Here is a 25,728-nt window from a genome sequence, read left to right on the forward strand (position 1 = left end):
GCGAGCTTGCTCGCCGGCCAGCCGCTGGTTTCACTGGATCGGGTTACTCGGACGGGAAGGGTTGGACGTCCGGGTGGCAGACGGTGTTCGGACCCGGCAGCGCCAGGTCGATCAGGTAGTCCGCCGCGATCCGGTCGGTGCACTGGCTGCCGCCCAGGATGCAGTGGCCGAACGCGTCGACGCTGACCAGGCGGGCGTTGCCGAGCTCACGCGACATGCGCTGCGCGAACTTGTACTGCGTCGCCGGGTCGTAGTAGTTGCCGAACAGCAGCACCGGGGTGTCGGTGCGGTGGTTCCACGGACCGCGGTAGGCGTCCGCGTCCTGCACCGGCCATGCCGGGCAGATCGCCGGGTCACCCCAGGCGAGGTAACGCCCGAAGTCCGGGATCTGGCGCTCCCACTTGTCCGCGATGCGCGGCATCTCCGACAGCGTGTTGTTGAACGGCTTGTCGGAGCAGTTCACGGCCGCGTAGGAGTCGTCGCTCGAGTAGGGCGTGTCCGGCCGGATGTCGTACCTGGCCAGCTTTCCCTGTGCCTTGAGCGATCTCACCTCGCTCGCCGACAACGTGACCGCCTTGCGGGCCGCCGCCGACGGGTGGCTCGCGTCGTACAGCGCCTGCAGCAGCTCGGCCAGCGGACCGAAGTCCTCCGGGCTGTACAGGACGCCGGCGGCCGTGTCGATCACCGCGGCCTCGTCCCAGGCGGAGCCGTCGGGCAGCGTGATCGGGCCGACATTGCGCAGGTAGTCGTGCAACTGCGTGAACTTGTCCCGGGCGTCGCCGCCGAAGGCGCAGTCCGGGTCCTGGTCACAGCGGGCGAGGAAGTTGTCGAACGAGTACTGGAAGCCCCCGGACGAGCGCTGCCGGTCGTACTCGACGCCGTCGAGCACGCGCAGCCGCGGGTCGACGTTGCCGTCGAGGACGATCGCGCGGGCCTTCTTCGGGAACATGTTGACGTACGTGGCGCCGAGCATCGTGCCGTAGGAGAAGCCGACGTAGGTCAGCTTCTTGTCGCCGACCGCCGCGCGCAGCATGTCGAGGTCCTGGGCGACGTCCTCGGTGGCCATGTGGTCGAGCAGCGGGCCGCCGAATCGACCGCAGAACTTGCCGTAGTCCTTGAGTGCCTTGGCCGTCGTGGACTCCTCCTGCGCGGTGACCGGCAGCAGGCTCATCCGGCCGAAGACGTCGTCGGCGTCCTCCTCGGTGGCGAAGCAGCGCAGCGGGGTGCTGCGGGCGACGCCGCGCGGGTCGAAGCCGATGAGGTCGAATCGGTCGAGCACCTCTGGCTCGAAGATGTTCGCGCCGGCCTTCGGCATGCGGTAGCCGCTGCCGCCCGGGCCACCCGGGTTGAGGAACAGCGAGCCGACGCGGTCGGCCTGGTCGTTCGCGGCACGGCGCATGAGCGCGAGGTCGACCGTGCCGAGCCTGGGATGCTCGTGGTCGAGCGGGACGGCGTAGTTCGCGCAGCTGTACTGCGGCAGCTCGGCCGGCGGGACGCCGACGAGCTCGGACGGATCGCACTCGCCCCATTCGACCGGGACGGGCGCCTTCGGAGCCGGTGCGGCCGCGGCGGAGCTGGCCGGCACGACAAGCCCGAGCGCTCCCGTGACCACGGCGAGCGCGGCGATGGCACCGCGCTTCGCCGACCGTGTGGATCTTTCAGACACGGCTGAACCCTTCTCCCGACCTGGAGCGACATATCGTCACTGCACCAGTCGGAAGACTCACACAATGTGATGATCTTAGATATCGGCGAATTGGGCGATTCCACTACTGCAGTTGGTTACGTCCGAAAGTTGGCGTGGTGACTGGTCCGTCCGAGATCGGCCGTGTGTCGGCCGGGGGCTCATCGGCGGCGATGAACCCCAGCTCGTCATGGTTCGCCCGGTCAGCTACTTCGGCACCGCCTTCGACAGGGAGACTCCGAAGCGGTTTTCCCTGTCCGTCCACCAGTTCTGGAGCTCGAAGCCCGCGTCCGCGAGCTCGGAGCGCACCTTTTCCTCGCGGAACTTGGCCGAGACCTCCGTGCGCATCTCCTCGCCCGCCACGAAGGCCACCGTCAGGCCGACGACCGGGACGTGGACCTCCATCGGCCTCGTGGCGCGCAGGCGCATCTCGATCCACTCCTCCTCGTAGTCCCACAGGGCCACGTGGTCGAAGGAGGTCACGTCGAAGTCGGCGGCCAGTTCGCGGTTCAGGACGTGCAGGACGTTGCGGTTGAACTCCGCCGTCACGCCGGCCGCGTCGTCGTACGCGCGGACCAGGGTCTCCGGCGACTTGACCAGGTCCGTGCCCAGCAGGAGCCACTCCCCCTCCTCGAGCACGTCCCGCACGCTCGACAGGAACTTCGCCCGCTCCGCCGGGACCAGGTTGCCGATCGTCCCGCCGAGGAACGCGAACAGGCGGCTCGGCGAGCCCGGGAGCAGGGCCAGGTGCTGGGTGAAGTCCCCGACGACGCCGTGCACGGTGACCGGGTCGTAGGCCGAGCCGAGTACGGCCGCGGCGTCGCGGAGGGCCGACTCCGACACGTCCAGCGTCACGATCTCCCGCAGGGAACCGTGTTCGCGCAACGCGTCCAGCAGCAGTCTGGTCTTCTCCGACGAGCCCGAGCCCAGCTCGACCAGGGTGGTCGCGTTCGTCAACGACGCGATCTCGGGTGAGCGGGCCGCCAGGATCTCCCGCTCCGCGCGCGTCGGGTAGTACTCGGGCAGCCTGGTGATCTGCTCGAACAGCTCGCTCCCCCGCGCGTCGTAGAACCACTTGGGCGGCAAGGTCTTCGGGGTCGCGGTCAACCCCGTCCGGACGTCCGACCGCAGGCCCCGCACGATGTCGTCCGGGGTGAGGTGAACGGTCAGGTCAACGTCGCTCCCGACATCGCCTCGCAGGCTCGGCGATGCCGCTCGCGGTCGCCCGGTGTCTGAGGATTCGCTCGCAAGCTCGCTCATTGTGCTCCGATCTGCGTGATGTCCACCGTGGACCGGGTGGCGACGACCAGGTGCCGGTCCGGCACCTCGCGCCACGCCGGGTCGTCGTCGTACGGCTCCGAGGCAATGACGACCGACGAGCCGCGCTCGCCGACCCACAGGGAATGAGTCCAACTCGTACCGACGATCTGCCTGCCGTCGGTCAGCAACAGGTTCAGCCGCGAGCCGGGCGCCGCCGCCTCGACCTCCACGACCAGGGACGCCATCGCGTCGGCCGGCTTGTCGCCCGCGGACAGGCGGTGCCACAACAGTGCCCACAGCAACGCCGCGTCCGTCGGCGCCTCGAGGGTCAGCAACGCCGCCACCGGCAGCGTCGACGCGAGGTCGGCGACCGCGGCCGGCCAGCCGCGAACCACGCCGTTGTGGCTGAACAGCCAGCCCTCGCGGGCGAACGGCGCGGACGCGGTCTCGACCACCGGCATGCCGACGGTGGCCGAGCGGACCGCGGCCAGCACCGCGCCCGACGTGATCTCCGCCGCGAGCCGCGGCAGTGCCGTGTCCGTCCACATGGGAACGGCGCGGCGGAGCAGCGCGGGCTCGGGCGAGGACCCGGTGTACCAGCCGATGCCGAAGCCGTCGGCGTTCACCGTGCCCCCGCACCGCATGTCCCGGGGCGCCCACGACTGCCGCAGCAGCGAGTGCTCGGGCGTCAGCAGCAGGTCGGCGAGCCGCACGGGCTCACCGACGTATGCGATGTGCCGGCACATCCGCTACGCGTACTCCGCCGGCGACGCGTCGCGTGCGCACCGGAAGCCGGCGAAGATCTGCCGCCGGATCGGGTAGTCCCAGTTGCGGAACGTGGCCCGGCACGCGGCCGGGTCGGTGCCGAACGAGCCACCGCGCAGCATCTTGTAGTCGCCGCCGAAGAACACCTCCGAGTACTCCCGGTACGGGAACGCCGCGAACCCGGGATAGCCGTGGAAGTCGGTGTCGAGCCACTCCCACACGTCGCCGATCAGCTGGTGCACCCCGCTCGGCGACACGCCCGCCGGGTACGCGCCGACCGGGGCCGGGGACAGGTGCCGCTGGCCGAGGTTGGCGTGCTGCGGACCGGGATCCTCGTCGCCCCACGGGTAGCGGCGCGAGCGGCCGGTGGCCGGGTCGAACCGGGCGGCCTTCTCCCACTCCGCCTCGGTGGGCAGGCGCTTGCCGGCCCACGCCGCGTACGCCCGCGCCTCGTGGAAGCAGACGTGCACGACCGGCTCGTCCGGCGGGATCGGCTCGACCACGCCGAACTTGTCGCGCAGCCAGCGGTCCCCACCCGAGCCGCCGGAGCGCTTCCAGAAGCGCGGCGCGGTCAGGCCGGCCTTGACGCGGTACGCCCAGCCCTCGGCGCTCCACCAGCGCTCGTCGTCGTAGCCGCCGGCCGCGATGAACTCCGCGTACGCGGAGTTGGTGACCGGGGCCGTGTCGATGAAGTACGCGTCGACGTGCACGTCGTGCGACGGGCGCTCGTTGTCCAGGGCCCACGGGTCGACCGACGTGCCCATCGTGAACGTGCCGGCGGGAATCAGGACCTCCGCCGCCGGCAGCGGCCGCCCGGGCGGGGGCGGCGGCGCGTCGAGCACCGCGGCGCCCTTGCGCAGCTGGTGGGTGGCCAGCATCGTCTCGTCGTGCTGCTGCTCGTGCTGCACGATCATGCCGAACGCGAAGCCGTCGTGGACGAGCCGGCGGCCCTCCAGCGGGCTGTGGTCGAGGATGTCGAGCACCTTCTCCCGCACCTCCCCGACATACGCGCGTGCCTCCGCCGGGTTGAGCAGCGGCAGCGCGGGCCGGTCGGCTCGCGGGTGCTGGAAGGCGTCGTACAGGTTGTCGATGTCGCAGCGGATCGGCTCGCGCTCGCCGACGTCGCGCACCAGCCAGAGCTCCTCCTGGTTGCCGATGTGGGCGAGGTCCCACACCAGCGGGGACATGAGCCTGGAGTGCTGGCGCGTCAGGTCGTCGTCGTCCACCGCGTCGGTGAGCGCGACGCTGCGGTCGCGGGCCCGCTGCAGCTGCGCGGCGACGTGCGCACGCAGTGCCTCGGTACCGGCGTCTGCCGCGTCGACGATCGGGGTCATCGGGTGCTCCTCTGCGGTAGGCGATCGAGGTCGGCGAGGATGACGTCGGTCAGGTCGCGACCGAGGCCCATCGCGGGCAGGGCGGCTGCGCCCAGGTCGAGCACCGTCGCGGCCGCGGTGGCGAGCGCGCGATCGGCGAGTCCGTCCCTCGCCGCGGGCAGCCACCGGTCGCCGACCGGCAGGCACGCGTCGAGCACCGCGTCGACCGTGCGCGGCGTGGACAGCAGCGCGGCGAGCAACGCGACCGGGGTGACCCAGCCGTCGCCGCGCTGCGCGTCGAGGTAGCGGACTTCGAGATATCCGTGCGGGCGCACGGGCGGGAACATCGTGGACAGGTGGTAGTCGAGGTCTTCGGTGGTCGGCCGCTCCGGTAAGGCGCCGCCGACCCAGTCGGCGAAGCTCACCCCCCGCGGCGTGGCCCAGCGCTCGCCCTCGCCGCGCACGCAGAGCACCGGCGTGTCGAGCACCCGACGGGCCCAGTCGGCCACCGGATCGGCGACGATCGCCGAGGGCGAGCTGCGCGGCGGGTCGGTGCCGAGGACGGCCCGCATCCGGGCCGACGCCCATCCCGTGGCGCGGCCCTGGAGAGTCGGTGAGTTGGCGAACGCGGCCACCAGCACGGGACCGAGCGCGGTGACCGCCGTCCACCGCGAGGGCAGCGTTTCGGGCTCGCCCGCGTCGAGGCACACCTGCAGCCCGGCGGTCGCGCACATCATCGTGAGCCCGTGTGGCCCGATCGGCTCGAACACCTGCTCCATCGCGGCGTAGCGCGGGGTCTGTAGCAGGCGCCGGGGAGTTCGGTGCTGATCGACGGCCGTGTCGCCGAGGACGAAACCGGCGGAGGCGAGCAGATCACTGAGGAAGGCGAGGTCAGCGGTGACGACGCCGAACAACTCGCTCAGTGTTGGCTGTGGAAGGGCGGAGATCTCGACCTGGCCGCCGGGTTCGAGGGTGAGCGGCGAGCCGGCCGGAAGCGGTAGCTCGGGACTTTCCTTGTTCAACGTGCGGGGCGCGTACGGCCCCAGTGCGGCGCGGAGCCGGGCCGGGTCGAGTGGCCGCCGCGGGTCGTCCTCATGGTGGACGATCCATTCCAGCTCGACACCCGTGAGCCGCGGCGGTCCGTGCTTGAAGCAGACCGAGGCCACGTATGCCTCCGCCTCCACGCGGTCGGAAAGGCGGTGGCGGAACGGCTCAATGACTTGCGAACTTCCTGGCACTTTCGGCAAAGCGGTCACGTCGACCCTCCGTTCCCGAGGTCGAAATCGACGCTACACGCGACCACCGACACTCACATGGACCGCGAACGCCGCCAGGGGCCGAGCGCCGCGAGGCAAGCCACAGTACGTACGTACGGATTGCATCGGAACCTGGCTGCTGCCACGATCATCGGATGCCACGGGTCAGCCAGGACCACCTCGAAGCGCGCCGCCACCAGATTCTCGACGGCGCCCGGGTGTGCTTCGCACGCTACGGCTACGAGGGCGCCACGGTCCGCCGGCTCGAGGAGGCCACCGGCCTGTCCCGCGGCGCGATCTTCCACCACTTCCGCGACAAGGAGTCGCTGTTCCTCGCCCTCGCCGAGGACGACGCGCACCGCATGGCCGACGTCGTCGCGCGCGAGGGCCTGGTCCAGGTCATGCGTGACCTGCTGTCGACGGACGGCGCGGACTGGCTGGGCAGCAGGCTCGAGCTCTCCCGGCGGCTGCGGACCGACCCGGAGTTCCGGGCCCGCTGGGCCGAGCGGTCGGAGCAGCTCACGATCGCCACCCGGCAGCGCCTCGAACGCCAGCGCGAGGCCGGCAACCTGCGCGACGACATCGACGTGGCGGTGCTGACGTCCTACCTCGAGCTGGTCCTGGAGGGCCTGGTGTCGCACCTCGCGATGGGCCTGCCGGCCGACGACCTGGAGCCGGTGCTGGACCTCGTCGAGTCGTCGGTGCGCCGAGCGGGCCCCAAACCGTAGGAGGATCCTGGGGACATGGATCTTCTGGATGCGCACGCCCACGCGATGGACGTGTTCGACCGGGCCGTGCACAAGGTCGGGATCGGGGACTGGGACTCCCCCACCCCGTGCACCGAGTGGACCGTGCGCGACCTGGTGAAGCACCTGGTGAGCGAGCAGCTGTGGGTGCCGGACCTGCTCGCCGGCAAGACGGTCGAGGAGGTCGGCGACAAGTACGACGGAGACGTGCTCGAGGACGACCCCCTGCACGCGTGGACCGAGTCCTCGCAGGCCGCGCGGGGCGCGTGGCTGCAGCCGGGCTCGCTGGTCAAGGTCGTGCACCTGAGCTTCGGCGACACCGACGGCGCCGAGTACTGCTGGCAGATGACCACGGACCTGGCCGTGCACGGCTGGGACCTCGCGACCGCCGTCGGGGCCGAGGCCCGCATGGGCGACGAGCTCGCCACCGCGGTGCTCGAGTACGTCGAGCCGCAGCTCGACCTGTGGCAGGGCACCGAGTGGTTCGCCGCACCGGTGCCGGTGCCCGCCGACGCCGATCCCGAGACTCGCCTGGTAGCGCTGCTCGGCCGCACGCCCTGACGGATAGACTTGACCCGGCCATCCGGCCGGTGACCTGCGAGGAGTGACCTGCTAGAGCGATGAACGGTGTGCTCTTCGACATTCTCGGCGTGCTCGCGGTCGCCGCGCTGACGTTCGGCACGGCGGTCTTCGTGGCCGCCGAGTTCTCGCTCACCGCACTCGAGCGCAGCACCGTCGAGAACCACCTCCGCCAGGTCGGCGACGCCCGCGCCAAGCGGGTGCACCACGCGCAGCAGACGCTGTCCTTCCAGCTCTCCGGCGCGCAGGTCGGCATCACGATCACGACGCTGACCATGGGCTTCATCGCCGAGCCGATCATCGCCGGCTGGTTCACCCCGCTGCTGTCCGTCCTGTCGGTGCCGCCCGCCGCCGCCGAGGCGATCGCGGTGGTCGTGGCGCTGCTGCTGGCGAACCTGATCTCCATGCTGTTCGGGGAGCTGGTGCCGCAGTTCCTCGCGATATCCCGGCCGCTGCCGACCGCCCGCGCGGTCGCCGGCACCCAGACGCGGTTCTCCTCGGCGCTGCGCTGGTTCATCGACCTGCTGAACGCGTGGGCCAACTGGCTGGTACGGCGGCTCGGCGTGGAGCCGGCCGACGAGCTGGCCTCGGCCCGCTCGCCGCAGGAGCTGGACTCGCTGGTACGCACGAGCGCGGAGCGCGGCACGATCGACCCGGGCACCGCGACGCTGCTGAACCGGTCGCTGCGGTTCGGCGAGCGCACGGCCGACGAGCTGATGACCCCGCGAATGCAGGTCGAGTCGCTGCCGACGGACGCGACGGTCGGCGACCTCATCGAGCTGACCCGCCGCACGGGGTTCTCCCGCTTTCCCGTGCACGAGGGCGACCTCGACGACGTGCGCGGCGTGGTGCACGTCAAGCAGGCGTTCAGCATCCCGGCCCAGAAGCGCGCCGACACCCCGGTCAGCTCGATCATGCTGTCCGCGCAGATCGTGCCGGAGAGCCTGGACGGCGACACGCTGCTCGACCGCCTGCGCAGCTCGGGCCTGCAGCTCGCGATCGTGGTCGACGAGTACGGCGGCACCGCCGGCCTGGTGACGCTGGAGGACCTGGTCGAGGAGATCGTCGGTGACGTGCGCGACGAGCACGACCGGGGCGAGATCAACCCGATACGCCCGCTCGGCCGGGACAGCTGGATGGTCTCCGGCCTGCTGCGGGACGACGAGCTGGCGGACGCGACCGGGTTCCGGATGCCCGAGGGCGACTACGAGACGCTGGCCGGCCTAGTGCTGACCCGGCTCGGGCGGATCCCCGAGGTCAACGACGAGGTGAAGGTCGACGGCTGGCGGATCACGGTCATGCGGATGGACCGCCACCGGGTCGCCGAGCTGCGGGTGGCGAAGATCCCCGCGGAGGTGCCCCGATGAGCGGTGGTGTGGCCGTCACGGTCGCGGTGGTCCTGCTCGCCGGGAACGCCTTCTTCGTCGGCGCGGAGTTCGCCCTCGTCAGCGCGCGGCGCGACCGGCTGGAGGCGCTGGCGGACCAGGGGGTCGAGCGGGCGCGGATCGTGCTGCGGGCGGCCGAGCAGACATCGCTGATCCTCGCCGGCGCGCAGCTGGGTATCACGCTGTGCACGATCGGCCTCGGCGCGCTGGGCGAGCCTGCCGTGGCGCGGTTCCTCGAGTTCGCGCTGCAGCCGCTGGACCTGCCCGCGGCCGTGCTGCACCCCATCGCGTTCGCGGTGTCGCTGGTGCTCGTGTCGATCCTGCACATCGTGCTCGGCGAGATGGTGATGAAGAACATCGCGATCGCCGCGCCGGAGCGGACGGCCGTGTTGCTGACTCCGGTCCTGGTCGGCTGGATCCGGTTGATCCGGCCGGTGATCTCGCTGCTGAACGCGTGCGCGAAGGGCGTGCTACGGCTGCTGAAGGTCGAGCCGAAGGACGAGATCGAGGGCGCGCACACGCGGGAGGAGCTGGCGTCGCTGATCGCCGACTCACGCGCGGAGGGCCTGCTGGACCAGGCCGAGCACCGCCGGCTCACGCAGACGCTGTCGTCGGCGGAGCGGACGGTCGCGGACGTGCTGGTACCGCTGGACGAGGTGCACACGGTGCCGCACCCGCCGACCGTGGGCGACGTCGAGGAGGCGGTCACCAGGACCGGGTTCTCGCGGTTCCCGGTGCGCATGCCCGACGGCCGGCTGAACGGCTACCTGCACGTGAAGGACGTGCTCGACCAGGCGGACGCGGACCCGGCGACGCCGGTGCCCTACCACCGCGTGCGCGGGCTGCCGGAGATCCCCGCCGACTCGCGGCTGGATGAGGCGCTGGCGGCGTTGCGCCGGGCGCAGAGCCACGTGGCGAAGGCGGTCGCGGCGGACCGGACGGTGCTCGGCGTGGTGGCGCTGGAGGATCTGGTCGAGGAGTACGTCGGCACCGTGCGGGACGCGACCCACCGGGATCCCGACTCGTGATCGTGTCGGACTGGCGGGCCCGGCGCGACGCGCACGTCGCGCGGGTGCGCAGGTGGACGGATCCCTTGCGGGAGCGGCGGTCTGGCGGCACGCGCCACCCGGTCCTCGACTTTCTCTTCACCTACTACTCGCACCGGCCGTCTCGGTTGCTGCGCTGGCATCCGGGGCCGGGCGTGGTGCTCGCGGACGCCTCGGCGTACCTGCGGTGGCCGGCATACCGTTCGGTGCCGGGCGGCGTGACGCTCGGGCCGCTGCCGGCTTCGCGGCTGCCGACCGTACGGTTCGTCCGCGCGCTGCTCTCGGCGTCGGCCGGGCGGTCGCCGTGGCTCGGGTGCTTCGGCCTGCACGAGTGGGCGATGGTGTACCGGTCCGACGCGGTGCGCCATGCGGACTGGCCGTTGCGGCTCGGCACGTCCGGCACCGACCGCGTGGTGGAGTCGATGCCGATCCGGTGCACGCACTTCGACGCGTTCCGGTTCTTCACTCCCCCGGCGCGGCCGCTGAACTCGGTGCAACCGTCGCGTTCGGACCAGGTCGAGCTGGAGCAGCCGGGCTGCCTGCACGTCGGCATGGATCTGTACAAGTGGGCCTACAAGCTCGACCCGTACGTGCCGTCCTCTTTGGTGGCCGACTGCTTCGAGCTGGCGCACGACATCCGGGTGCTGGACATGTGCGCGAGCCCGTACGACCTGAGCGAGCTCGGCTACGCTCCCGTCCCCGTCGAGACGGCGGCGGGCCGGGCCGAGTACGCCCGGCGGCAGGCGGAGTTCGCGTCGCGGGCGGCGCCGCTGCGAGCTCGGTTGATCGAACTGTGCGAGGTGCTGGAGGCCGCGTGAGGCGCGTGTGGACGTTGGCGGCCGCCGACCTGCTCGCGCAGATCACCGGCCGCTGATCCGTCAGCTCTGGTAGGCCTCGATGGGCGGGCAGGAGCAGACCAGGTTGCGGTCGCCCTTCGCGCCGTCGATCCGGCGGACCGGGGGCCAGACCTTCGCGCCCGTGGCGCCCGTCGGGTAGGCGGCCTCCTCGCGGCTGTACGGGTGGTCCCACTTGCCCGCGATCGACTCCGCCGTGTGCGGGGCGCCCACGAGCGGGTTGTCGTCCGCCGGCCAGTCGCCCGCCGCGACCCGGTCGACCTCCCGGCGGACGGCGATCATGGCGTCGCAGAAGCGGTCGAGCTCCGCCAGGTCCTCGCTCTCGGTCGGCTCCACCATCAGCGTGCCGGCCACCGGGAAGGACATCGTCGGGGCGTGCAGGCCGTAGTCCGCCAGCCGCTTCGCCACGTCGTCGACCGTGATGCCCGTCGACTTCGTGATGCCGCGCAGGTCCAGGATGCACTCGTGCGCGACCCGGCCGTGGGCGCCCGTGTAGAGCACCGGGTACGAGTCGCGCAGTCGCGCCGCGACGTAGTTCGCCGCCGCCACCGCGGTCATCGTCGCCCGCCGCAGCCCCTCGGCGCCCATCATCCGCACGTACGCCCACGAGATCGGCAGGATAGACGCACTCCCCCAGGGCGCCGCGCTGATCGGGCCCACGCCCGTCTCCGGGCCGGCCGTCGGCTGCAGCGGGTGGTTCGGCAGGAACGGCGCCAGGTGCTCGCGCACGCCGATCGGGCCGACGCCCGGGCCGCCGCCGCCGTGCGGGATGCAGAACGTCTTGTGCAGGTTCAGGTGCGAGACGTCCGCGCCGAACTCGCCGAACCGGGCGAGCCCGATGAGCGCGTTGAGGTTCGCACCGTCCACATAGACCTGACCGCCCGCGTCGTGCACCAGCGAGCACACCTCGCGCACGGTGTCCTCGTACACGCCGTGGGTCGACGGATACGTGATCATGATGCACGCCAGGTCGGTCCGGTGTTCATCCACAGTGGACCGCAGGTGGTCCATGTCGATGTTGCCGTGCGCGTCGCACTTGACGACGACCACGCGCATGCCCGCCATCGCCGCGCTCGCCGCGTTCGTGCCGTGCGCCGACGCCGGGATCAGGCAGACGTTGCGCGCGCCCTGCCCGTTCGACCGGTGGTAGGCGCGGATCGCCAGCAGCCCGGCGAACTCCCCCTGGCTGCCTGCGTTCGGCTGCAGGCTCACCGCGTCGTATCCGGTCAGCGCCGCGAGCCAGCCCTCCAGATCGGACACGATCCGCAGCAGCCCGGCCGCGTCGGACACCGGCGCGAACGGGTGCAGCTCCGCGAACGCCGGCCAGGTGATCGGCTCCATCTCCGCGGTGGCGTTGAGCTTCATCGTGCAGGAGCCCAGCGGGATCATGCTGCGGTCGAGCGCCACGTCCTTGTCCGACAGCGCGCGCATGTACCGCAGCAGCGCGGTCTCCGACCGGTGCCGGGAGAACACCGGGTGGGTCATGAACTCGGTCGTCCGGGCGAGCGAGTCCGGGTAGGCGTCGTCGCTGGCCGCGTCCAGGTCCTCGATCGACGCCGGCGTCACGCCGAACGCCTGCCACACCTGGCGCAGGTGCGCCCGCGTGGTGGTCTCGTCGCAGGCGATGCCGACGTGGTCGGCGCCGGCCTGCCGGAGGTTGACGCCGAGCGACCGCGCGCCCGCGACGACGTCCGCGGCGCGGCCGGGCACGCGGGCGAGCACCGTGTCGAAGAAGGTGTCGTGCACGACCTCGACGCCGCCCTCGCGCAGGCCGGCGGCGAGCACGACCGCCATCCGGTGCGCGCGCGTCGCGATCGCCCGCAGGCCCTCCGGCCCGTGGTACACCGCGTACATCGAGGCGACGACCGCGAGCAGCACCTGCGCGGTGCAGATGTTGCTGGTCGCCTTCTCCCGGCGGATGTGCTGCTCACGCGTCTGCAGGGCGAGCCGGTACGCCCGGTTCCCGTCGGCGTCGGTGCTCACCCCGACCAGCCGGCCGGGCAGCTGGCGCTCCAGTCCCTTGCGGACGGCGAGGTAGCCGGCGTGCGGGCCGCCGAAGCCCATCGGCACGCCGAAGCGCTGGGTGCTGCCGGCGACGACGTCCGCGCCGATCTCGCCGGGCGGGCGCAGCACGGTCAGCGCGAGGATGTCCGCGGCGACCACGACCTGCGCACCCCGCTCGTGCGCGGCCTCGACCAGCGCCGCGTGGTCACGGACCGCACCGCCCGCGCCCGGGTAGGACAGCAGCAGGCCGAAGAACTCCCCGTCGGGCAGCCCGCCGGCGAGGTCGACGACCTCGACCTCGATGCCGAGCGGCTCGGCACGGGTCTGGATGACGGCGATGGTCTGCGGGAACGTGTCGGCGTCGACGAGGAAGCGCGACGTCGTGGCCCGGCCGGCGCGGCGGATCAGCGTCATCGCCTCGGCCGCGGCGGTCGACTCGTCGAGCATGGAGGCGTTGGCGAGCTCCATGCCGGTCAGGTCGGCGACCATCGTCTGGAAGTTCAGCAGCGCCTCGAGCCGGCCCTGGGAGATCTCCGGCTGATAGGGCGTGTACGCGGTGTACCAGGCCGGGTTCTCGAGGATGTTGCGGCGGATGACCGGCGGGGTCAGCGTGCCGTAGTAGCCGAGGCCGATCATCTGGGTACGGACCTCGTTGCAGTCGGCCAGCGCGCGCAGCTCGGCGAGCGACCGGTGCTCGGCGGCCGGCGCGGGCAGCCCGCCGGCCACGCCCTGCTCGCGGATCGAGTCGGGCACGGCCTGCTCGACGAGCTCCTCCAGCGAGCCGACGCCGATGACGTCGAGCATCCGGGCCAGCTCGGCGGGGCTCGGCCCGATGTGCCGGTCGGCGAACTGGATGCCGTCCTCGAGCGCCGCGAGCGGGATGCGGTCCCTGGTCCCGTCGAATGTCACTGTCGCCTCCCGGTCTGGGGCTGGGCATGCCGAAGCAGCCCTCCCACTCTGTCCGTGCCCGGACGTGCCGGGCGCCTGAGAGCTTCGTCCGCACCGGCGGACTTGCACCTTCGGCGGGGTGGACGGCCACCCGCTTTCCAGAGGCGTCTCGCCCACGCGGTCCGGGTGCCTGAGAGGTTCCGGGGAGGAGTTGCTCCTTCGGCGCCGAGCCGTGGCTCGGTCTCTCCCGCGCGGGATCTGGCGACTACACCGGGCAGCCTACCCCCGCGCGGCGGACAACCGCTGGACTACCCATTGGCGCGCCGAGCAGGGACTTTCACCAGCCCAGCGCGAAACAAGAATCCTTCTGGTACGAAAGCTCAGCCGGCGTTGCGGGCCTTGCGGCGGGCGGAGAGCTCGTCCTCGGTGATCGGCTCCACCACACCGCCGTCGGCCCGCTCGGCCGGGAACTCGTGGATGGTGCCGTTGATCTCCTGCATGGCCCCGCTGACGGCGATGCCGAACACGCCCTGGCCGCCCTGCAGTAAGTCGACGATCTCCTCGGGTGAGGTGCATTCGTAGACCGTGGTGCCGTCGCTGAACAACGTGATCTTGGCGAGGTCGCGCACGCCGCGGCGGCGCAGGTGGTCGACCGCGACGCGGATGTTCTGCAGCGAGACCCCGGTGTCCAGCAGGCGCTTGACCACCTTCAGGACCAGCACGTCCTTGAACGAGTAGAGCCGCTGCGAGCCCGAGCCGTGGGCGCTGCGGATCGTCGGGGCGACGAGCCCCGTGCGGGCCCAGTAGTCCAGCTGGCGGTAGGTGATTCCGGCGATCTGGCAGGCGGCGGGCCCGCGGTAGCCGACGAGCTCGTCGGGCGCTGACTCGTCCGGGAACAGCTCTCCCTGCTCACCGGTGCCGGCCTCGACGGGACCTTCCTCGACCACGCCTGCCTCCGCTCTTCAACCGCCCGCGAGTCGCTGGGCAGGACGCACGAATGACATCCTCGCGATTCGCTCAGGATTGACGGTAGGTCGGCGGCGGGGACCGGTCAACGCGACGCGCGGGCGAACCAGCGCAAACCTCAACGTCAAGTCGAGACTTTGGGTGTCCGGCCCACGAACTCAGGTGTCGGCACCCCGGAAGTCTTCCGGTGAGACGGAGTCGAGGAACTCGCGGAACTTCTCGACCTCGTCCTCCTGCTCATCGGGGATGATGAGCCCGGCTTCCTGCAGCACGGCGTCCTCGGCGTGGATCGGCACGCCGATCCGAAGGGCCAACGCGACCGAGTCGCTCGGCCTGGCCGACACCCGCACGTCGCCGTCGAAGACCAGCTCGGCGAAGAAGGTGCCCTCGCGCAGGTCGGTGATGCGGACCTGCTCGAGCTCGCGGCCCAGCGCACCGATGACGTCCTTGAGCAGGTCGTGCGTCAGCGGGCGAGCAGGCCGCACGCCCTGCTGCTCCAGGGCGATGGCCGTCGCTTCGACCGACCCGATCCAGATGGGGAGGTAACGCTCACCGTCCGTCTCGCGCAGCAGCAAGATCGGTTGGTTGGCAGGCAGTTCCACCCGCACGCCCACGACCCGCATCTCGCTCATCGGGCTCGCCTCCCTTCGCGGAGCGATGGTGTCGACCCACACGACCGAGGATCGCTCATCGCTGGCCTCGACGCTACCCGCCATCCGGTCCCGACGCTTGCGTAATCGGCCAGCGATCCGCGTCACGATGCGAGAACGCCCGATGACGAGCCGTACGTTGATCTTTACCTTACCTGCCCGAAATCTGGCGCAATCCCGCCTTGACGAGCAAGGTGTGCAGCCCTACCGAGAGGGCGGCGAGCTCCCGCATCGCCTCGTCGGCCCGGCCGCGGGCGTCCTCGCCCTGCTGCCGGTACAGCGGCGCGACGATCTGCTCCAACAACCCGACCTCACGGTCCGCTGAGGCGCGGAACGCGCGCAGGTGCCGCGGCTCGATCCCGTACCCGGCCATCGCGGACACCAGCTGCGCGACCGCGGCGGACTCCGTGTCGTAGAACCCGGCGGCACCCGGACGGACCAGGCCGTACTGCTCCAACTCACGCAGCGTGGCCAGGTCGATGCCGGCCCGCTCGAGCAGCTCCTCCTGGGTCAGGCGGCGCACGGGCGTGTCGGCGAACTCCTCCGCGCCGGGTAGCCCGTCCGCCGACACGGACTCGAGCGGCGCGCGAGGCAGCTCGCGCTCGCCCTCCCCGCGGTCGGCGGCGTCGAGCTGCTCCTTGATCACCTTCAGCGGCAGGTAGTGGTCGCGCTGCGCGGACAGCACGAACCGCAGCCGCGCCAGGTCGGCCGCGCTGAACTGGCGGTATCCCGACCGCGTGCGGGCGGGCTGGATCAGGCCCTCGGACTCCAGGAAACGGATCTTGGAGATCGTGACGTCCGGGAAGTCCGGGCGGAGCCGGCCGAGCACCGCACCGATGCTCATCCCCTCCGCCGCTGGCCGCCCGGCAGCCGTCACACCGAACCCCGAGCGGTTTAGGACGCGTTGGGGCCGGTGAGGAAGACCAGGCGGAACTTGCCGATCTGCACCTCGTCGCCACCGGCGAGCACGGCCTGGTCGACCGGCTCGCGGTTGACGTAGGTGCCGTTCAGGCTGCCCACGTCGATGACCACGAACTCGCCGCCCTCGCGCCGGAACTCGGCGTGGCGGCGGGAGACCGTGACGTCATCGAGGAAGATGTCGCTGTCCGGGTGCCGCCCCGCGCTGGTCGTGTCCCGGTCGAGCAGGAAGCGGGAGCCCGCGTTGGGTCCGCGCTTGACCACCAGCAGCGCGGAGCCGGCCGGGAGGGCGTCGACGCCGGCGACGGACGGTTCCGCAGGCGGGGTCTCAGTGCCCTCTTCGGCGAGGAAGTCGGCCCGGAAGACCGAAGTCCGCTCCGGAGACTGCTCCGGCGGGACGCCGGGCCCGTCGTTGGTGCTCACCTGAGCTCTCCTCCTGCTGGTGCTGACTTCTGTCCTTAGAACCTACCGTGCGCGATCAGCAGGCCAGACGGTGACCCGCCCCCACGCGGCGGCTCACGCCTTCTCGGTCAGCTCCTGGTATGCGGATGCGTCCATGAGCCCCTCGAGGGCGTCCGCGTCGGCCACGCTGAGCTCGATGATCCAGCCCTCCCCGTACGGGTCGCTGTTGATCAGCTCCGGCTGGCCGTCGAGGGCCGAGTTGACCGCGGTGACCTCGCCGGCCACCGGCGCGAAGATCTCCGACACGCTCTTGGTGGACTCCACCTCGCCGACCGGGTCGCCCGCGGTCACGGTCTTGCCGACCTCCGGCAGGTCCACGTAGACGACGTCGCCGAGCTGCTGCTGGGCGTAGTCGGTGATGCCGACCCGCACGGTGCTCTCCGCCTTGGTGGCAAGCCACTCGTGCTCCTCGGTGTACTTGAGCTCCTCCGGCGTCACGGGCCCCATCCTCCACGCTCGGTGCGATGTGTCGGGCGAATCCTAGAGGGGTGCCGGGCGCACCGACGACCGCAGTGCCAGGCGTGTCTGCACGAGGTAGAGCACCCCCGACCAGAGGAACAGCGCGCCGCCCCAGATGGCGAACGCGTAGGAGATCGGGCGCGCGATCGTGGCGGCCGTGGACCCGCCCTGGGCGAGCAGCATCAGCGGCATCGCGTACAGGAGGTTGAACGTGGCGGCCTTGCCGATGTAGGTGACCTCGGGCGGGGCGAACCCGTTGCGGCGCAGCACCCAGATGCAGACGGCCACGATCACGTCGCGCATGACCAGCAGCGCCGCGACCCACCAGGGGACGATCTCGCGGACGACGAAGGCGACGACCGTGGCCAGCGTGTAGAGGCGGTCGGCGGCCGGGTCGAGCATGGCGCCGAGCCGGCTCGTCTGGTTGAAGATGCGGGCGATCTTGCCGTCCGCCCAGTCGGAGACGCCGGCGTAGACGAGGATCAACAGCGCCCAGCCGTCGGCCTCGGGGCCGAGCAGCAGCCAGAGGAACACCGGCACGAGCGCGAGCCGGATGATGCTCAGCAGGTTGGGGATGGTCAGCAGCCGGTCGGGAAGCTCCTCGACCTGTCTCGGCTCCACCGGACGTGCGCTGTCCACCATGCCGCCGAGCGTATCCGGGTGAAGGTCAGTGGCGGACCCGTTCCGGGGTGTGGCTCCAGCCACGGCGCCGCAGGTCGGCGTCGGTGAGCGACTGCGGCCGTCCGCGGTCGTCGACGCCCACCCAGCGGGCGCGGCCCAGCGCGTCCTCGCGGACGTAGGCATGCCCGCGGCTCCACACCACGCTGCTCGGATCGGTCGGCAGGTCCTCGCTTCTCATCACGGCTCACAGGGGTCGAACGGCCAACTCCGTCCGTGCGATCGCCAGCCGCCCCGTGATCGTTATCCGGTTGCCGCGAAAGGGTCAGGATCCGGAACCCCGGGCCCCGGCCGTCTCCACGGCGCCGCCGAGCACGGGCGGCACGACGACGTCGTCGGCCGCCCTGCCGCGCGGCCGGCCGAACCAGGACGCCGCCGCGGCGACGAGGCTCGCGATGATCGCGAACCAGAACGCCACGTGCAGGCCGTCGGAGAACGGCTCGGTGATCAGGCTCGGGAAGAAGCTCTGGCCGGTGAGGAAGCTCGCCTGGTCGGGCGAGAGCTGCCCGAGCGAGCCGCCGAGCAGGTGCTGGATCGGGTTGTAGCCGAGGAACGCCGCGAACAGCACGCCGACGGGCGGCAGCTGACCGATCTGGTGTGCCTCGGCCGCTGGCACGCCGTGTGCCTGCAGCCCACCGCTCAGCGTGTCCGGCAGCGTGGCGCTCAGGCCGGCGATGATCAGGCTGAAGAACACGCCGATCGACAGCACCATGGCGGCGTTCTGGAAGGTCGCGTTCATGCCGGCGCCGGCCCCGCGCGCGTTGTGCGGCAGGCTGGTCATCACCTCGGCACGGTTGGGCGCGGTGAACATGCCCATGCCGATCCCGTTGATCACCAGCAGGAGCGCGAAGACCGGGTAGGAGAAGTTCACCGGCAGCACCGTCAGCGCGAAGAACGTGGCCGCCGTGACGATCATCCCGCCCGTGGTGAACCAGTACGCGCCGCGGCGGTCGGACAGCATCCCGGACAGCGGCGCGGAGATCAGGAACCCGAGCGTCATCGGCAGCATGTAGATGCCGGCCCACAGCGGGGTCTGCTCGTAGGAGTACCCGTGCTGCGGCAGCCAGATCCCCTGCAGCCAGATGATCAGGATGAACTGCAGCCCGCCGCGGCCGAGCGAGGCCATCAGGTTCGCGATGTTGCCGAGGCTGTACACGCGGATCTTGAACAGTGACAGGTTGAACAGCGGGTTCGCGACGCGCGTCTCGATCACGCCGAACAGCACGAGCGCTGCGATCCCGCCGAACATCCCGCCCAGCACCCACGGGTTCGTCCAGCCCATCGAGTGGCCGCCGTAGGGCTGCAGGCCGTAGGTGATCGCGACCATGACCGCGATCAGCCCGATCGCGAACGTGGCGTTGCCGGCCCAGTCCATCCTCGCGTGGTGGCGCTCCGAGGTGTCGTGCAGCTTGAGGTAGGCCCAGATCGTGCCGACCACGCCGAACGGCACGGACACGAGGAACACCCAGTGCCAGTTGATCGGCGCGAGCACGCCGCCGACCACGAGCCCGAGGAACGAGCCCGCGATCGCCGCGACGCCGTTGATGCCGAGCGCGAGGCCGCGCTGGTTGGCGGGGAAGGCGTCGGTGAGGATCGCGCTGGAGTTGGCCATGAGGAACGCGCCGCCGATGCCCTGCACCACGCGCCAGCCGATCAGCCAGACGGCCGCGGCATCGCCGCTCATCCAGGTGACGGCGAGCAGGATCGACGAGATCGTGAAGATCAGGAAGCCGAGGTTGTACATCCGCGCGCGGCCGTACATGTCGCCCAGCCGCCCGAAGCTCACGACGAGCACCGCCGTGACGATCAGGAAGCCCATGATCATCCACAGCAGGTAGCCGGTGTTGCCCGGTTCGAGCGGGTTGATCCCGATGCCCTTGAAGACGTCCGGCAGCGCGATGAGCACGATCGAGGAGTTGATCGTGGCGATCAGCATGCCGAGCGTCGTGTTGGACAGCGCGATCCACTTGTAGTGCGGGCCTAATTCCTCGAGTGACCGCAGCCGCGACACGTTCGCCGAGCTCCCTTCGACAGGTTCCTCAGCAAGGCTAGCTCGTGTTAGTTCACATTGCTAAGGATCCGTGTCGAAGGTCGCTGGAGTCTGTCTGATCAGGACTTCAAGTCCGGAAAGTCCTCTTCGCGGTACTCCCCCGAGACTTTCGCGCCGGCGTCCGCGTGCACCTCGTTCTCCCGGCCGCGCAGCTCGACGCGGCGGATCTTGCCGGAGATCGTCTTCGGCAGCTCCGCGAACTCGAGCCGGCGGATCCGCTTGTACGGGGCCAGGTGCTCGCGGGCGAACGCGAGGATCGACCGCGCGGTGTCGGCGTCCGGCTCGTGGCCGGCGGCGAGCACCACGTACGCCTTCGGCACGGCGAGCCGGATCGGGTCCGGCGAGGGCACGACCGCGGCCTCGGCCACGGCCTCGTGCTCGATGAGCACGCTCTCCAGCTCGAACGGCGAGATGCGGTAGTCCGACGCCTTGAACACGTCGTCGGCGCGGCCCACGTAGGTGATGTAGCCGTCCGCGTCGCGGGAGCCGACGTCGCCGGTGTGGTAGAAGCCGTCGCGCATGACCTCGGCCGTGCGCTCGTCATCGTCGGCGTAGCCGACCATCAGCCCGACGGGCCGCCGGGACAGGTCGATGCAGATCTCGCCCTCGTCGCTCGGCACGCCGGACGCGTCGACCAGCGCGATGCCGAAGCCGGGCAGGGCCCGGCCCATCGAGCCGGGCTTCACCGGCTGGCCGGGTGTGTTCGCGACCAGCACGCTGGTCTCCGTCTGCCCGAAGCCGTCGCGGATCGTGACGTGCCACGCCTTCGAGACCCGCTCGATCACCTCGGGGTTGAGCGGCTCGCCGGCGCCGACGACCTTCTTCGGCGGCGTGGTCAGCTGCGTGAGGTCGGCCTGGATGAGCATGCGCCACACGGTCGGCGGCGCGCAGAACGACGTCACGCCGCATCGGTCCATCTGGGACATCAGCGCACCCGCGTCGAAGCGCGTGTAGTTGTAGATGAAGACCGTCGCCTCGGCGTTCAACGGCGCGAACACGTTGCTCCACGCGTGCTTCGCCCAGCCCGGCGAGGAGATGTTGAGGTGCACGTCGCCCGGCTCGAGGCCGATCCAGTACATCGTGGACAGATGGCCGGCCGGGTAGGACGTGTGCGTGTGGTGCACCAGCTTCGGCCGCGCGGTGGTGCCGGACGTGAAGTACAGCAGCAGCGGGTCGTCGGCCTTCGTCGGGCCGTCCGGGGTGAAGGCGGCGGGCGCGTTCGCGGAGTCGGCGAAGTTCAGCCAGCCCTCGACCGGCTCGCCGACCGCGATTCTCGTGTACTCGCCGGGCACGTCGGCGAACTTCGGCGCGTCCTCGTCGCGCACCACGACATGCTTCGCGTTGCCCCGGTCGACCCGGTCCCGCAGGTCGGTCGCACCGAGCAAAGTGGACGCCGGGATCAGCACGACGCCGAGCTTGATCGCCGCGAGGATCGTGCGCCACAGCTCGCTCTGGTTGCCGAGCATGAGGATCAGCCGGTCGCCCCGCCGTACCCCGTTGGCGCGCAACCAGTTCGCGACCTGGCTGGACTCGCGTGACAGGTCGGCGAAGGTCAGCTTCTCCTCAGAGCCGTCCTCCTCGACGATCCACAGCGCGAGCCGGCTCGCGGTCGGCTCACTGGCCGCGACCACGTCGAACCAGTCGAGCGCCCAGTTGAACTCGGTCAGGCCGGGCCACTCGAACTCCGCGCTCGCCCGGTGGTAGTCCTCCCGGTGCTCGAGGAGAAAGTCCCGTGCCGCCCGGAACATCTCGGTCGCTGTGTTCATCGTTCGCTCCGCTCGCTGCTCAACCCGGTCGTCTCCTTCTACTTCCCGCGGAACTGTGGGGCCCGGCGCTCGAGGAAGGCCTGCGCGGCCTCGCCGAGGTCCTCGCTGGGCAGGAACGCGGCGTTCCACGCCGCGACGTATCGCAGGCCGTCGGCCACGCGCGGCTCGCGCTGCTGGCCGAGGACGTCCTTCACGCCCTGCACGACCAGCGGCGGGTTCGTGGCGATCTCGGCGGCGAGCTCGCGGGCCGCGGCCAGCACCGCCTGCTGGTCGGCGTGGACGTCGTTGACCAGGCCGATCTTCTCGGCGCGGGCGGCGTCGATGTCCTTGCCGGTGTAGGCGAGTTCGCGCAGGTGACCCTCGCCGACGATGCCGGCCAGGCGCTGCAGGCTGCCGAGGTCGGCGACGATCGCGACCTTGACCTCGCGCACGCTGAACTTCGCGTCGGCGCTGGCGAGCCGCACGTCCGCGGCGGCGATCAGGTCGAGGCCGCCGCCGACGCACCAGCCGCTGATCGCCGCGATGACGGGCTTGCGGCACGCGGCAACCGCGGTGACGGCCTGCTGGAGCGTGCGGATCTCGTCGAGGAAGTCCGTGCGCGGGGCCGCGAACGCGCGGTCGGCGAGCAGTGGTGCCCAGCGCGGCATCATCGCGGGGAGGTCGAGGCCGTAGGAGAAGTTGGCGCCGCTGCCGGTCAGCACGATCGCGTGCACCTCGGGGTTGCGGTCCAGCTCGCCGAAGACGATCGGGAGCTCGCGCCAGAAGTCCGGGCCCATGGCGTTGCCCTTGCCCGGGCCGAGCAACGTCACCTCGGCAACCCGGTCGGCGATGTCCACCTTCAGCGACACGAGGTCGTCGGTCATGTGCCCCATCCTCACCCAGCCGAAGCCGCGTTGCCCAGTCCTGTCGTACGCGCAGTATGTCCTACCAGCACGAAGAGTCGCCCGATCGTGGCCTGCGGCATTTGGCAGTCTGGGTCTCTTCGGAGGTCACGGTCCGGTCCGGGGGGAATCTTCCGCGTAAAGGAGGCCGCGCATGACACACGAAACAGTCATGTCGACGCCGATCTTCGACCAGCTGCTGCGCGAGATGGCGCGGCGCACCGACCGTCCGCCGCCGGCGCCGCCGGCGGAGGAGACGCCGGCCGAAGGGTCGCGGACACCGGCCCGGCGCCGGCACCGGGCCGAGTAAATCTGCAGGTCACACGCGCCCACTCTGGAGGCGTACTTTGATTTCCGAGTTCACTGTCAGTAAGAGCGCGCGCACCCCGGGTCGCCGCGCCCGAGGCAGCGGCAGCGGGATCGGCTCATGAGCGGATTGCGTGAGCGGAAGAAGGCGAAGACCAAGATCGCCGTCACGACCGACGAGCTCGACCCCGTGATCTTCGCCGCATTCGAGGAGCAGTCACCGCGGCTGGGGCTGATCCAGACGTGGCGAAGAGCGATGCACGCGGGGTTCGACCGGCTGACCGACGGCGAGTCTGACTTCTCGCCGCCTGCTCGACGCCTGCTGGCCCGTGCGGCTCAGACGGCCGCGAACCGTCCGATCGAGACGAAGACGCAGATCGCGAGGATCGCCATGTTCGTCGCGACGTTGCGTGGCTCGCGAAGTCGCGTGTGGACGGTCGCGGCGAGGACCATGATCAGGCCGAACCCGGCCGCGGCGATCGGGGTCAGCACGGGTGCGATGCCGGTGGCCCACGGCAGGGTGAGTCCGAGGACGGCGAACAGCTCGGACACGCCGGCCGTGCGCATGTAGGGCAGCGGCACGATCTTCGCGGCGGTCTGGCCGGTCTCGATCATTCGCCGGCGGCTCTGCGTGGACTTCAGCGAGCCGGACACGACGCAGATGAACGCCAGCAGGGCCTGCCCGATCCAGAGGGCGATGTTCATCGGATTCCCCGTTCCGTTGTCGTTCCTTTCCCTCTGGACGGGGCGGGTGGCCGCTTCGTGACGGTCAGGTGCGGCGGGCCGCGTTGACGCCCGTCGCGACCGCGATCGCCGCGACGACGATCGCCAGGCCGCCGAGTACCTGGCCGAGCACCTGGGCGTCGTCGGGGGTGCCGGCGGCGAGCGCGCTCAGCAGCGAGGACTGGACCGCGGCCAGGAGCAGCAACGCGACCGCGCCGGCGAGCGGTGCGGACGGCCGGGTGACGAGCGACGTGGCGAGCACGAGCGCGAGCAGGACCATGACGACCACGGCGACGAGGGCCGGGCCGGTGACGTCGCGGAAGGCCATGCTGGTCTGCAGCCAGTCGGTCGGGGTGAGCGGGTTGAGGGCGAACTGCAGGGCGTAGCCCTGGACGCTGCCGCCGGTGAACTGTCCGACGAGGACCTTGAGCGGCACGAAACCGGCTGCCGCCACCGCGACCGCGCCGACTGCCTGGCCGGTCCGAATGCGCCCGCGTGCCGTCGCGACGACCGCACCGGCCCCGAGCAGGATCAGCGGCAGGGCCACGATCGTGACCGGTGCGAGCGTCCCGGAGAACGGTGGGGCCCCGGTCGCGAGCGACCCGGCGTCGAACATCAGCGAGCCGAGGAACGCGGCACCCGACCCGGCCAGCGTGTACGCGGCGGCGGCGTAGACACCGGGGTGCGGATGGCGGCGGGTGAGGAACCACGCGAGCGCGGCGGCCGCGCCGAGGTCGAGCACGCCGGTGATGATGCGGTCGGCCTGAGAGGCGCCCATCCAGGAGCCGGCGAGCAGGCGGGCCCACGGGGAGGCGAGTCCCAGGCCCAGCAAGGCGACGATGGAGCCGGCGGCGCCCGGTGTCGCGGGAAGCCAGTACCCGAGCGCGGCGGCGCCGAAGAGCACGACGAGGGCGACGGCGCCCTGAGCCCACTGCGCCCAGCCGAGGACGGGCAGGGCGAGGACGACGAAGACGACGGCCGCGGCGGCGACCACCACCGCGCAGGCGGCGGTGGCGATGGCGGCGGACCGGCTCCTGTGCGCCTCGTCGTCTGCGTCCTCTCCGGACGGTTCGGTCGGCAGGGCGGCGACGATCGCGCCCCGCACCCGGGGCGTTCGAATGGCGATCACGGCGATCACCGCGACGAGCGCCGGCACGCCCGCCAGCGCGACGATCGCCTCCGTCGGCCAGCGGGCGCCGGGCGGCACCCAGGTCGACAGCAGCACGGGCGGCATGGCGAAGATCGACCCGGCCAGGACCCCGCCGGCTAGATCGCGCCGCACCACCGCGACAAGCAGGAGCACGGAGGCAACGAGAAGCGCGCCCGCCAGCACGGCGATGAGCGCCCCCGGCGGCAGTTGACCGACGGGTCCGGTCTCCGGCGTACCGGCGAGCTGGGTGGCGCCGAGCGTCCCGAAGGGCGAACTTCCCGCCCCGAAAGCGAACGAGGTGGCCATGGCCGCGGCGGCCGCCGCGAGGTCGGCCCACCACCCGTGCGTGCGAAGCACGACGACCGCGAGCGCCGCGCCGACGAGCAGCATCGTGACGGACACGACGGCCGTCGATGCCCCGGCGTCGGCCATCAGGAGGACGGTGAGCATCGGCAACGCCGCGCCCGCCCCCGCGGTCCAAGCACGGATACCGGTCGTGGCGACGGCCAGCAGCGCCAGCGTGGGGACTCCGTAAACCAGGAGCACCACCACCGCGGGCGACGGCCCGACGCTCTCGCCGGGGAAAACGGGCCCGTCGGGCATGGCGGCGGTCAAGATGGCGAGCCCGCCGAGGTAAGCCCCGAGCACGAGGTAGGCGGTCCCGACCCCGCGCAACACGTGCGCCCCAAGGGCGAGCGGTGCCGGCTGCTCCAGATTCCGCGCCGCCCGCGAGACCCACCACCCACCGAAGATCAGCACGACGGCGACGCCCAACCGCACGAGGTCGGAACCAAGCACGGACGACACGGCAAGCGCTCCCGCCCCGACGAGGAAGGCCGCCAAGACGACAACCCCGGAAGCGACCGGCTTCCGCGGGCGGTCGCCGGGTTGGGTCGCCAACTCGCTGTCGCTGGGTGCGGTCACCGGACAATGCTCCAG

General features: G+C 71.2%; 24 protein-coding genes and 1 riboswitch. Of the genes, 6 read left to right on the forward strand and 18 right to left on the reverse strand.

The features are described from left to right. Window positions 1-43 precede the first annotated feature (43 nt). From VH969_RS34240 to egtA, 5 genes are all read right to left on the reverse strand, one after another. Entirely contained in the window at window positions 44-1,666 is a 1,623-nt protein-coding gene (locus VH969_RS34240; RefSeq protein ID WP_331982419.1) for an alpha/beta hydrolase, read from the reverse strand. Window positions 1,667-1,891: 225 nt separating this feature from the next. Beyond that, on the reverse strand, window positions 1,892-2,824 hold the full coding sequence (egtD, locus tag VH969_RS34245) for an L-histidine N(alpha)-methyltransferase (RefSeq protein WP_331982422.1): 933 nt from the start codon (window positions 2,822-2,824) through the stop codon (window positions 1,892-1,894). A 116-nt stretch (window positions 2,825-2,940) separates the two neighbouring features. Further along, window positions 2,941-3,690: an ergothioneine biosynthesis protein EgtC gene (gene egtC / locus VH969_RS34250; RefSeq protein WP_331982425.1), complete on the reverse strand. Its 750-nt coding sequence runs from the start codon at window positions 3,688-3,690 to the stop codon at window positions 2,941-2,943. 3 nt (window positions 3,691-3,693) lie between these two features. Next, window positions 3,694-5,043, reverse strand: coding sequence for an ergothioneine biosynthesis protein EgtB (egtB, locus tag VH969_RS34255; protein ID WP_331982428.1), 1,350 nt, complete (start codon window positions 5,041-5,043; stop codon window positions 3,694-3,696). Further along, window positions 5,040-6,269, reverse strand: coding sequence for an ergothioneine biosynthesis glutamate--cysteine ligase EgtA (gene egtA / locus VH969_RS34260; RefSeq protein WP_331982526.1), 1,230 nt, complete (start codon window positions 6,267-6,269; stop codon window positions 5,040-5,042). Before egtA ends, egtB begins: the two co-directional genes overlap by 4 nt. Before the next feature lie 164 nt (window positions 6,270-6,433). Here egtA and VH969_RS34265 point away from each other — a divergent pair, with 164 nt between their 5' ends. The 5 genes from VH969_RS34265 to VH969_RS34285 are packed head-to-tail and all read left to right on the forward strand — an operon-like array spanning window position 6,434 to window position 10,852. After that, window positions 6,434-7,006 (forward strand): TetR/AcrR family transcriptional regulator, encoded by a 573-nt coding sequence (locus VH969_RS34265; protein ID WP_331982431.1) that lies wholly within the window; start codon window positions 6,434-6,436, stop codon window positions 7,004-7,006. 15 nt (window positions 7,007-7,021) lie between these two features. Next, window positions 7,022-7,585: a TIGR03086 family metal-binding protein gene (locus VH969_RS34270; RefSeq protein WP_331982434.1), complete on the forward strand. Its 564-nt coding sequence runs from the start codon at window positions 7,022-7,024 to the stop codon at window positions 7,583-7,585. Between the two features lie 59 nt (window positions 7,586-7,644). Then, a complete protein-coding gene (locus VH969_RS34275) occupies window positions 7,645-8,970 on the forward strand; it encodes a hemolysin family protein (RefSeq protein ID WP_331982437.1) in 1,326 nt (441 codons plus the stop codon). Continuing rightward, window positions 8,967-10,016 (forward strand): hemolysin family protein, encoded by a 1,050-nt coding sequence (locus VH969_RS34280; RefSeq protein WP_331982440.1) that lies wholly within the window; start codon window positions 8,967-8,969, stop codon window positions 10,014-10,016. Before VH969_RS34275 ends, VH969_RS34280 begins: the two co-directional genes overlap by 4 nt. Continuing rightward, window positions 10,013-10,852 (forward strand): 3-methyladenine DNA glycosylase, encoded by an 840-nt coding sequence (locus tag VH969_RS34285; protein WP_331982443.1) that lies wholly within the window; start codon window positions 10,013-10,015, stop codon window positions 10,850-10,852. The genes VH969_RS34280 and VH969_RS34285 overlap by 4 nt, the downstream gene beginning before the upstream one ends. A gap of 60 nt (window positions 10,853-10,912) precedes the next feature. On the opposite strand, the gene gcvP is transcribed toward VH969_RS34285, so the two are convergent. From gcvP to VH969_RS34340, 11 genes are all read right to left on the reverse strand, one after another. Beyond that, a complete protein-coding gene (gcvP, locus tag VH969_RS34290) occupies window positions 10,913-13,801 on the reverse strand; it encodes an aminomethyl-transferring glycine dehydrogenase (protein ID WP_331982446.1) in 2,889 nt (962 codons plus the stop codon). Window positions 13,802-13,948: 147 nt separating this feature from the next. After that, window positions 13,949-14,040: riboswitch (glycine riboswitch) on the reverse strand. A 120-nt stretch (window positions 14,041-14,160) separates the two neighbouring features. Next, on the reverse strand, window positions 14,161-14,727 hold the full coding sequence (locus VH969_RS34295; RefSeq protein ID WP_331982449.1) for a MerR family transcriptional regulator: 567 nt from the start codon (window positions 14,725-14,727) through the stop codon (window positions 14,161-14,163). 177 nt (window positions 14,728-14,904) lie between these two features. Beyond that, window positions 14,905-15,378 (reverse strand): bifunctional nuclease family protein, encoded by a 474-nt coding sequence (locus tag VH969_RS34300; protein ID WP_331982452.1) that lies wholly within the window; start codon window positions 15,376-15,378, stop codon window positions 14,905-14,907. 169 nt (window positions 15,379-15,547) lie between these two features. Continuing rightward, window positions 15,548-16,240, reverse strand: a complete 693-nt coding sequence (ftsR, locus tag VH969_RS34305; RefSeq protein ID WP_527249177.1) for a transcriptional regulator FtsR — start codon at window positions 16,238-16,240, stop codon at window positions 15,548-15,550. A gap of 50 nt (window positions 16,241-16,290) precedes the next feature. Next, complete coding sequence (gene garA, locus VH969_RS34310; RefSeq protein ID WP_331982458.1) at window positions 16,291-16,737, reverse strand: glycogen accumulation regulator GarA; 447 nt, start codon at window positions 16,735-16,737, stop codon at window positions 16,291-16,293. A 93-nt stretch (window positions 16,738-16,830) separates the two neighbouring features. Then, window positions 16,831-17,223 (reverse strand): glycine cleavage system protein GcvH, encoded by a 393-nt coding sequence (gene gcvH / locus VH969_RS34315; RefSeq protein ID WP_414638670.1) that lies wholly within the window; start codon window positions 17,221-17,223, stop codon window positions 16,831-16,833. Window positions 17,224-17,256: 33 nt separating this feature from the next. Then, window positions 17,257-17,877, reverse strand: a complete 621-nt coding sequence (clsA, locus tag VH969_RS34320) for a cardiolipin synthase ClsA (protein ID WP_331982465.1) — start codon at window positions 17,875-17,877, stop codon at window positions 17,257-17,259. 25 nt (window positions 17,878-17,902) lie between these two features. Further along, window positions 17,903-18,094 (reverse strand): hypothetical protein, encoded by a 192-nt coding sequence (locus VH969_RS34325; protein ID WP_331982468.1) that lies wholly within the window; start codon window positions 18,092-18,094, stop codon window positions 17,903-17,905. An 84-nt stretch (window positions 18,095-18,178) separates the two neighbouring features. Further along, window positions 18,179-19,849 (reverse strand): MFS transporter, encoded by a 1,671-nt coding sequence (locus VH969_RS34330; RefSeq protein ID WP_414638671.1) that lies wholly within the window; start codon window positions 19,847-19,849, stop codon window positions 18,179-18,181. A gap of 173 nt (window positions 19,850-20,022) precedes the next feature. Continuing rightward, window positions 20,023-21,729, reverse strand: coding sequence for an AMP-binding protein (locus tag VH969_RS34335; RefSeq protein ID WP_331982474.1), 1,707 nt, complete (start codon window positions 21,727-21,729; stop codon window positions 20,023-20,025). Between the two features lie 38 nt (window positions 21,730-21,767). Further along, on the reverse strand, window positions 21,768-22,592 hold the full coding sequence (locus VH969_RS34340; RefSeq protein ID WP_331982477.1) for a crotonase/enoyl-CoA hydratase family protein: 825 nt from the start codon (window positions 22,590-22,592) through the stop codon (window positions 21,768-21,770). Between the two features lie 172 nt (window positions 22,593-22,764). Here VH969_RS34340 and VH969_RS34345 point away from each other — a divergent pair, with 172 nt between their 5' ends. Next, window positions 22,765-22,920: a hypothetical protein gene (locus VH969_RS34345; RefSeq protein WP_331982480.1), complete on the forward strand. Its 156-nt coding sequence runs from the start codon at window positions 22,765-22,767 to the stop codon at window positions 22,918-22,920. A gap of 332 nt (window positions 22,921-23,252) precedes the next feature. On the opposite strand, the gene VH969_RS34350 is transcribed toward VH969_RS34345, so the two are convergent. Further along, complete coding sequence (locus tag VH969_RS34350; RefSeq protein WP_331982483.1) at window positions 23,253-23,621, reverse strand: DoxX family protein; 369 nt, start codon at window positions 23,619-23,621, stop codon at window positions 23,253-23,255. Between the two features lie 64 nt (window positions 23,622-23,685). Then, a complete protein-coding gene (locus tag VH969_RS34355) occupies window positions 23,686-25,587 on the reverse strand; it encodes a hypothetical protein (RefSeq protein ID WP_331982486.1) in 1,902 nt (633 codons plus the stop codon). Window positions 25,588-25,728 lie beyond the last annotated feature (141 nt).

This window comes from Actinophytocola sp., assembly GCF_036555685.1.
GTDB lineage: Bacteria > Actinomycetota > Actinomycetes > Mycobacteriales > Pseudonocardiaceae > Actinophytocola.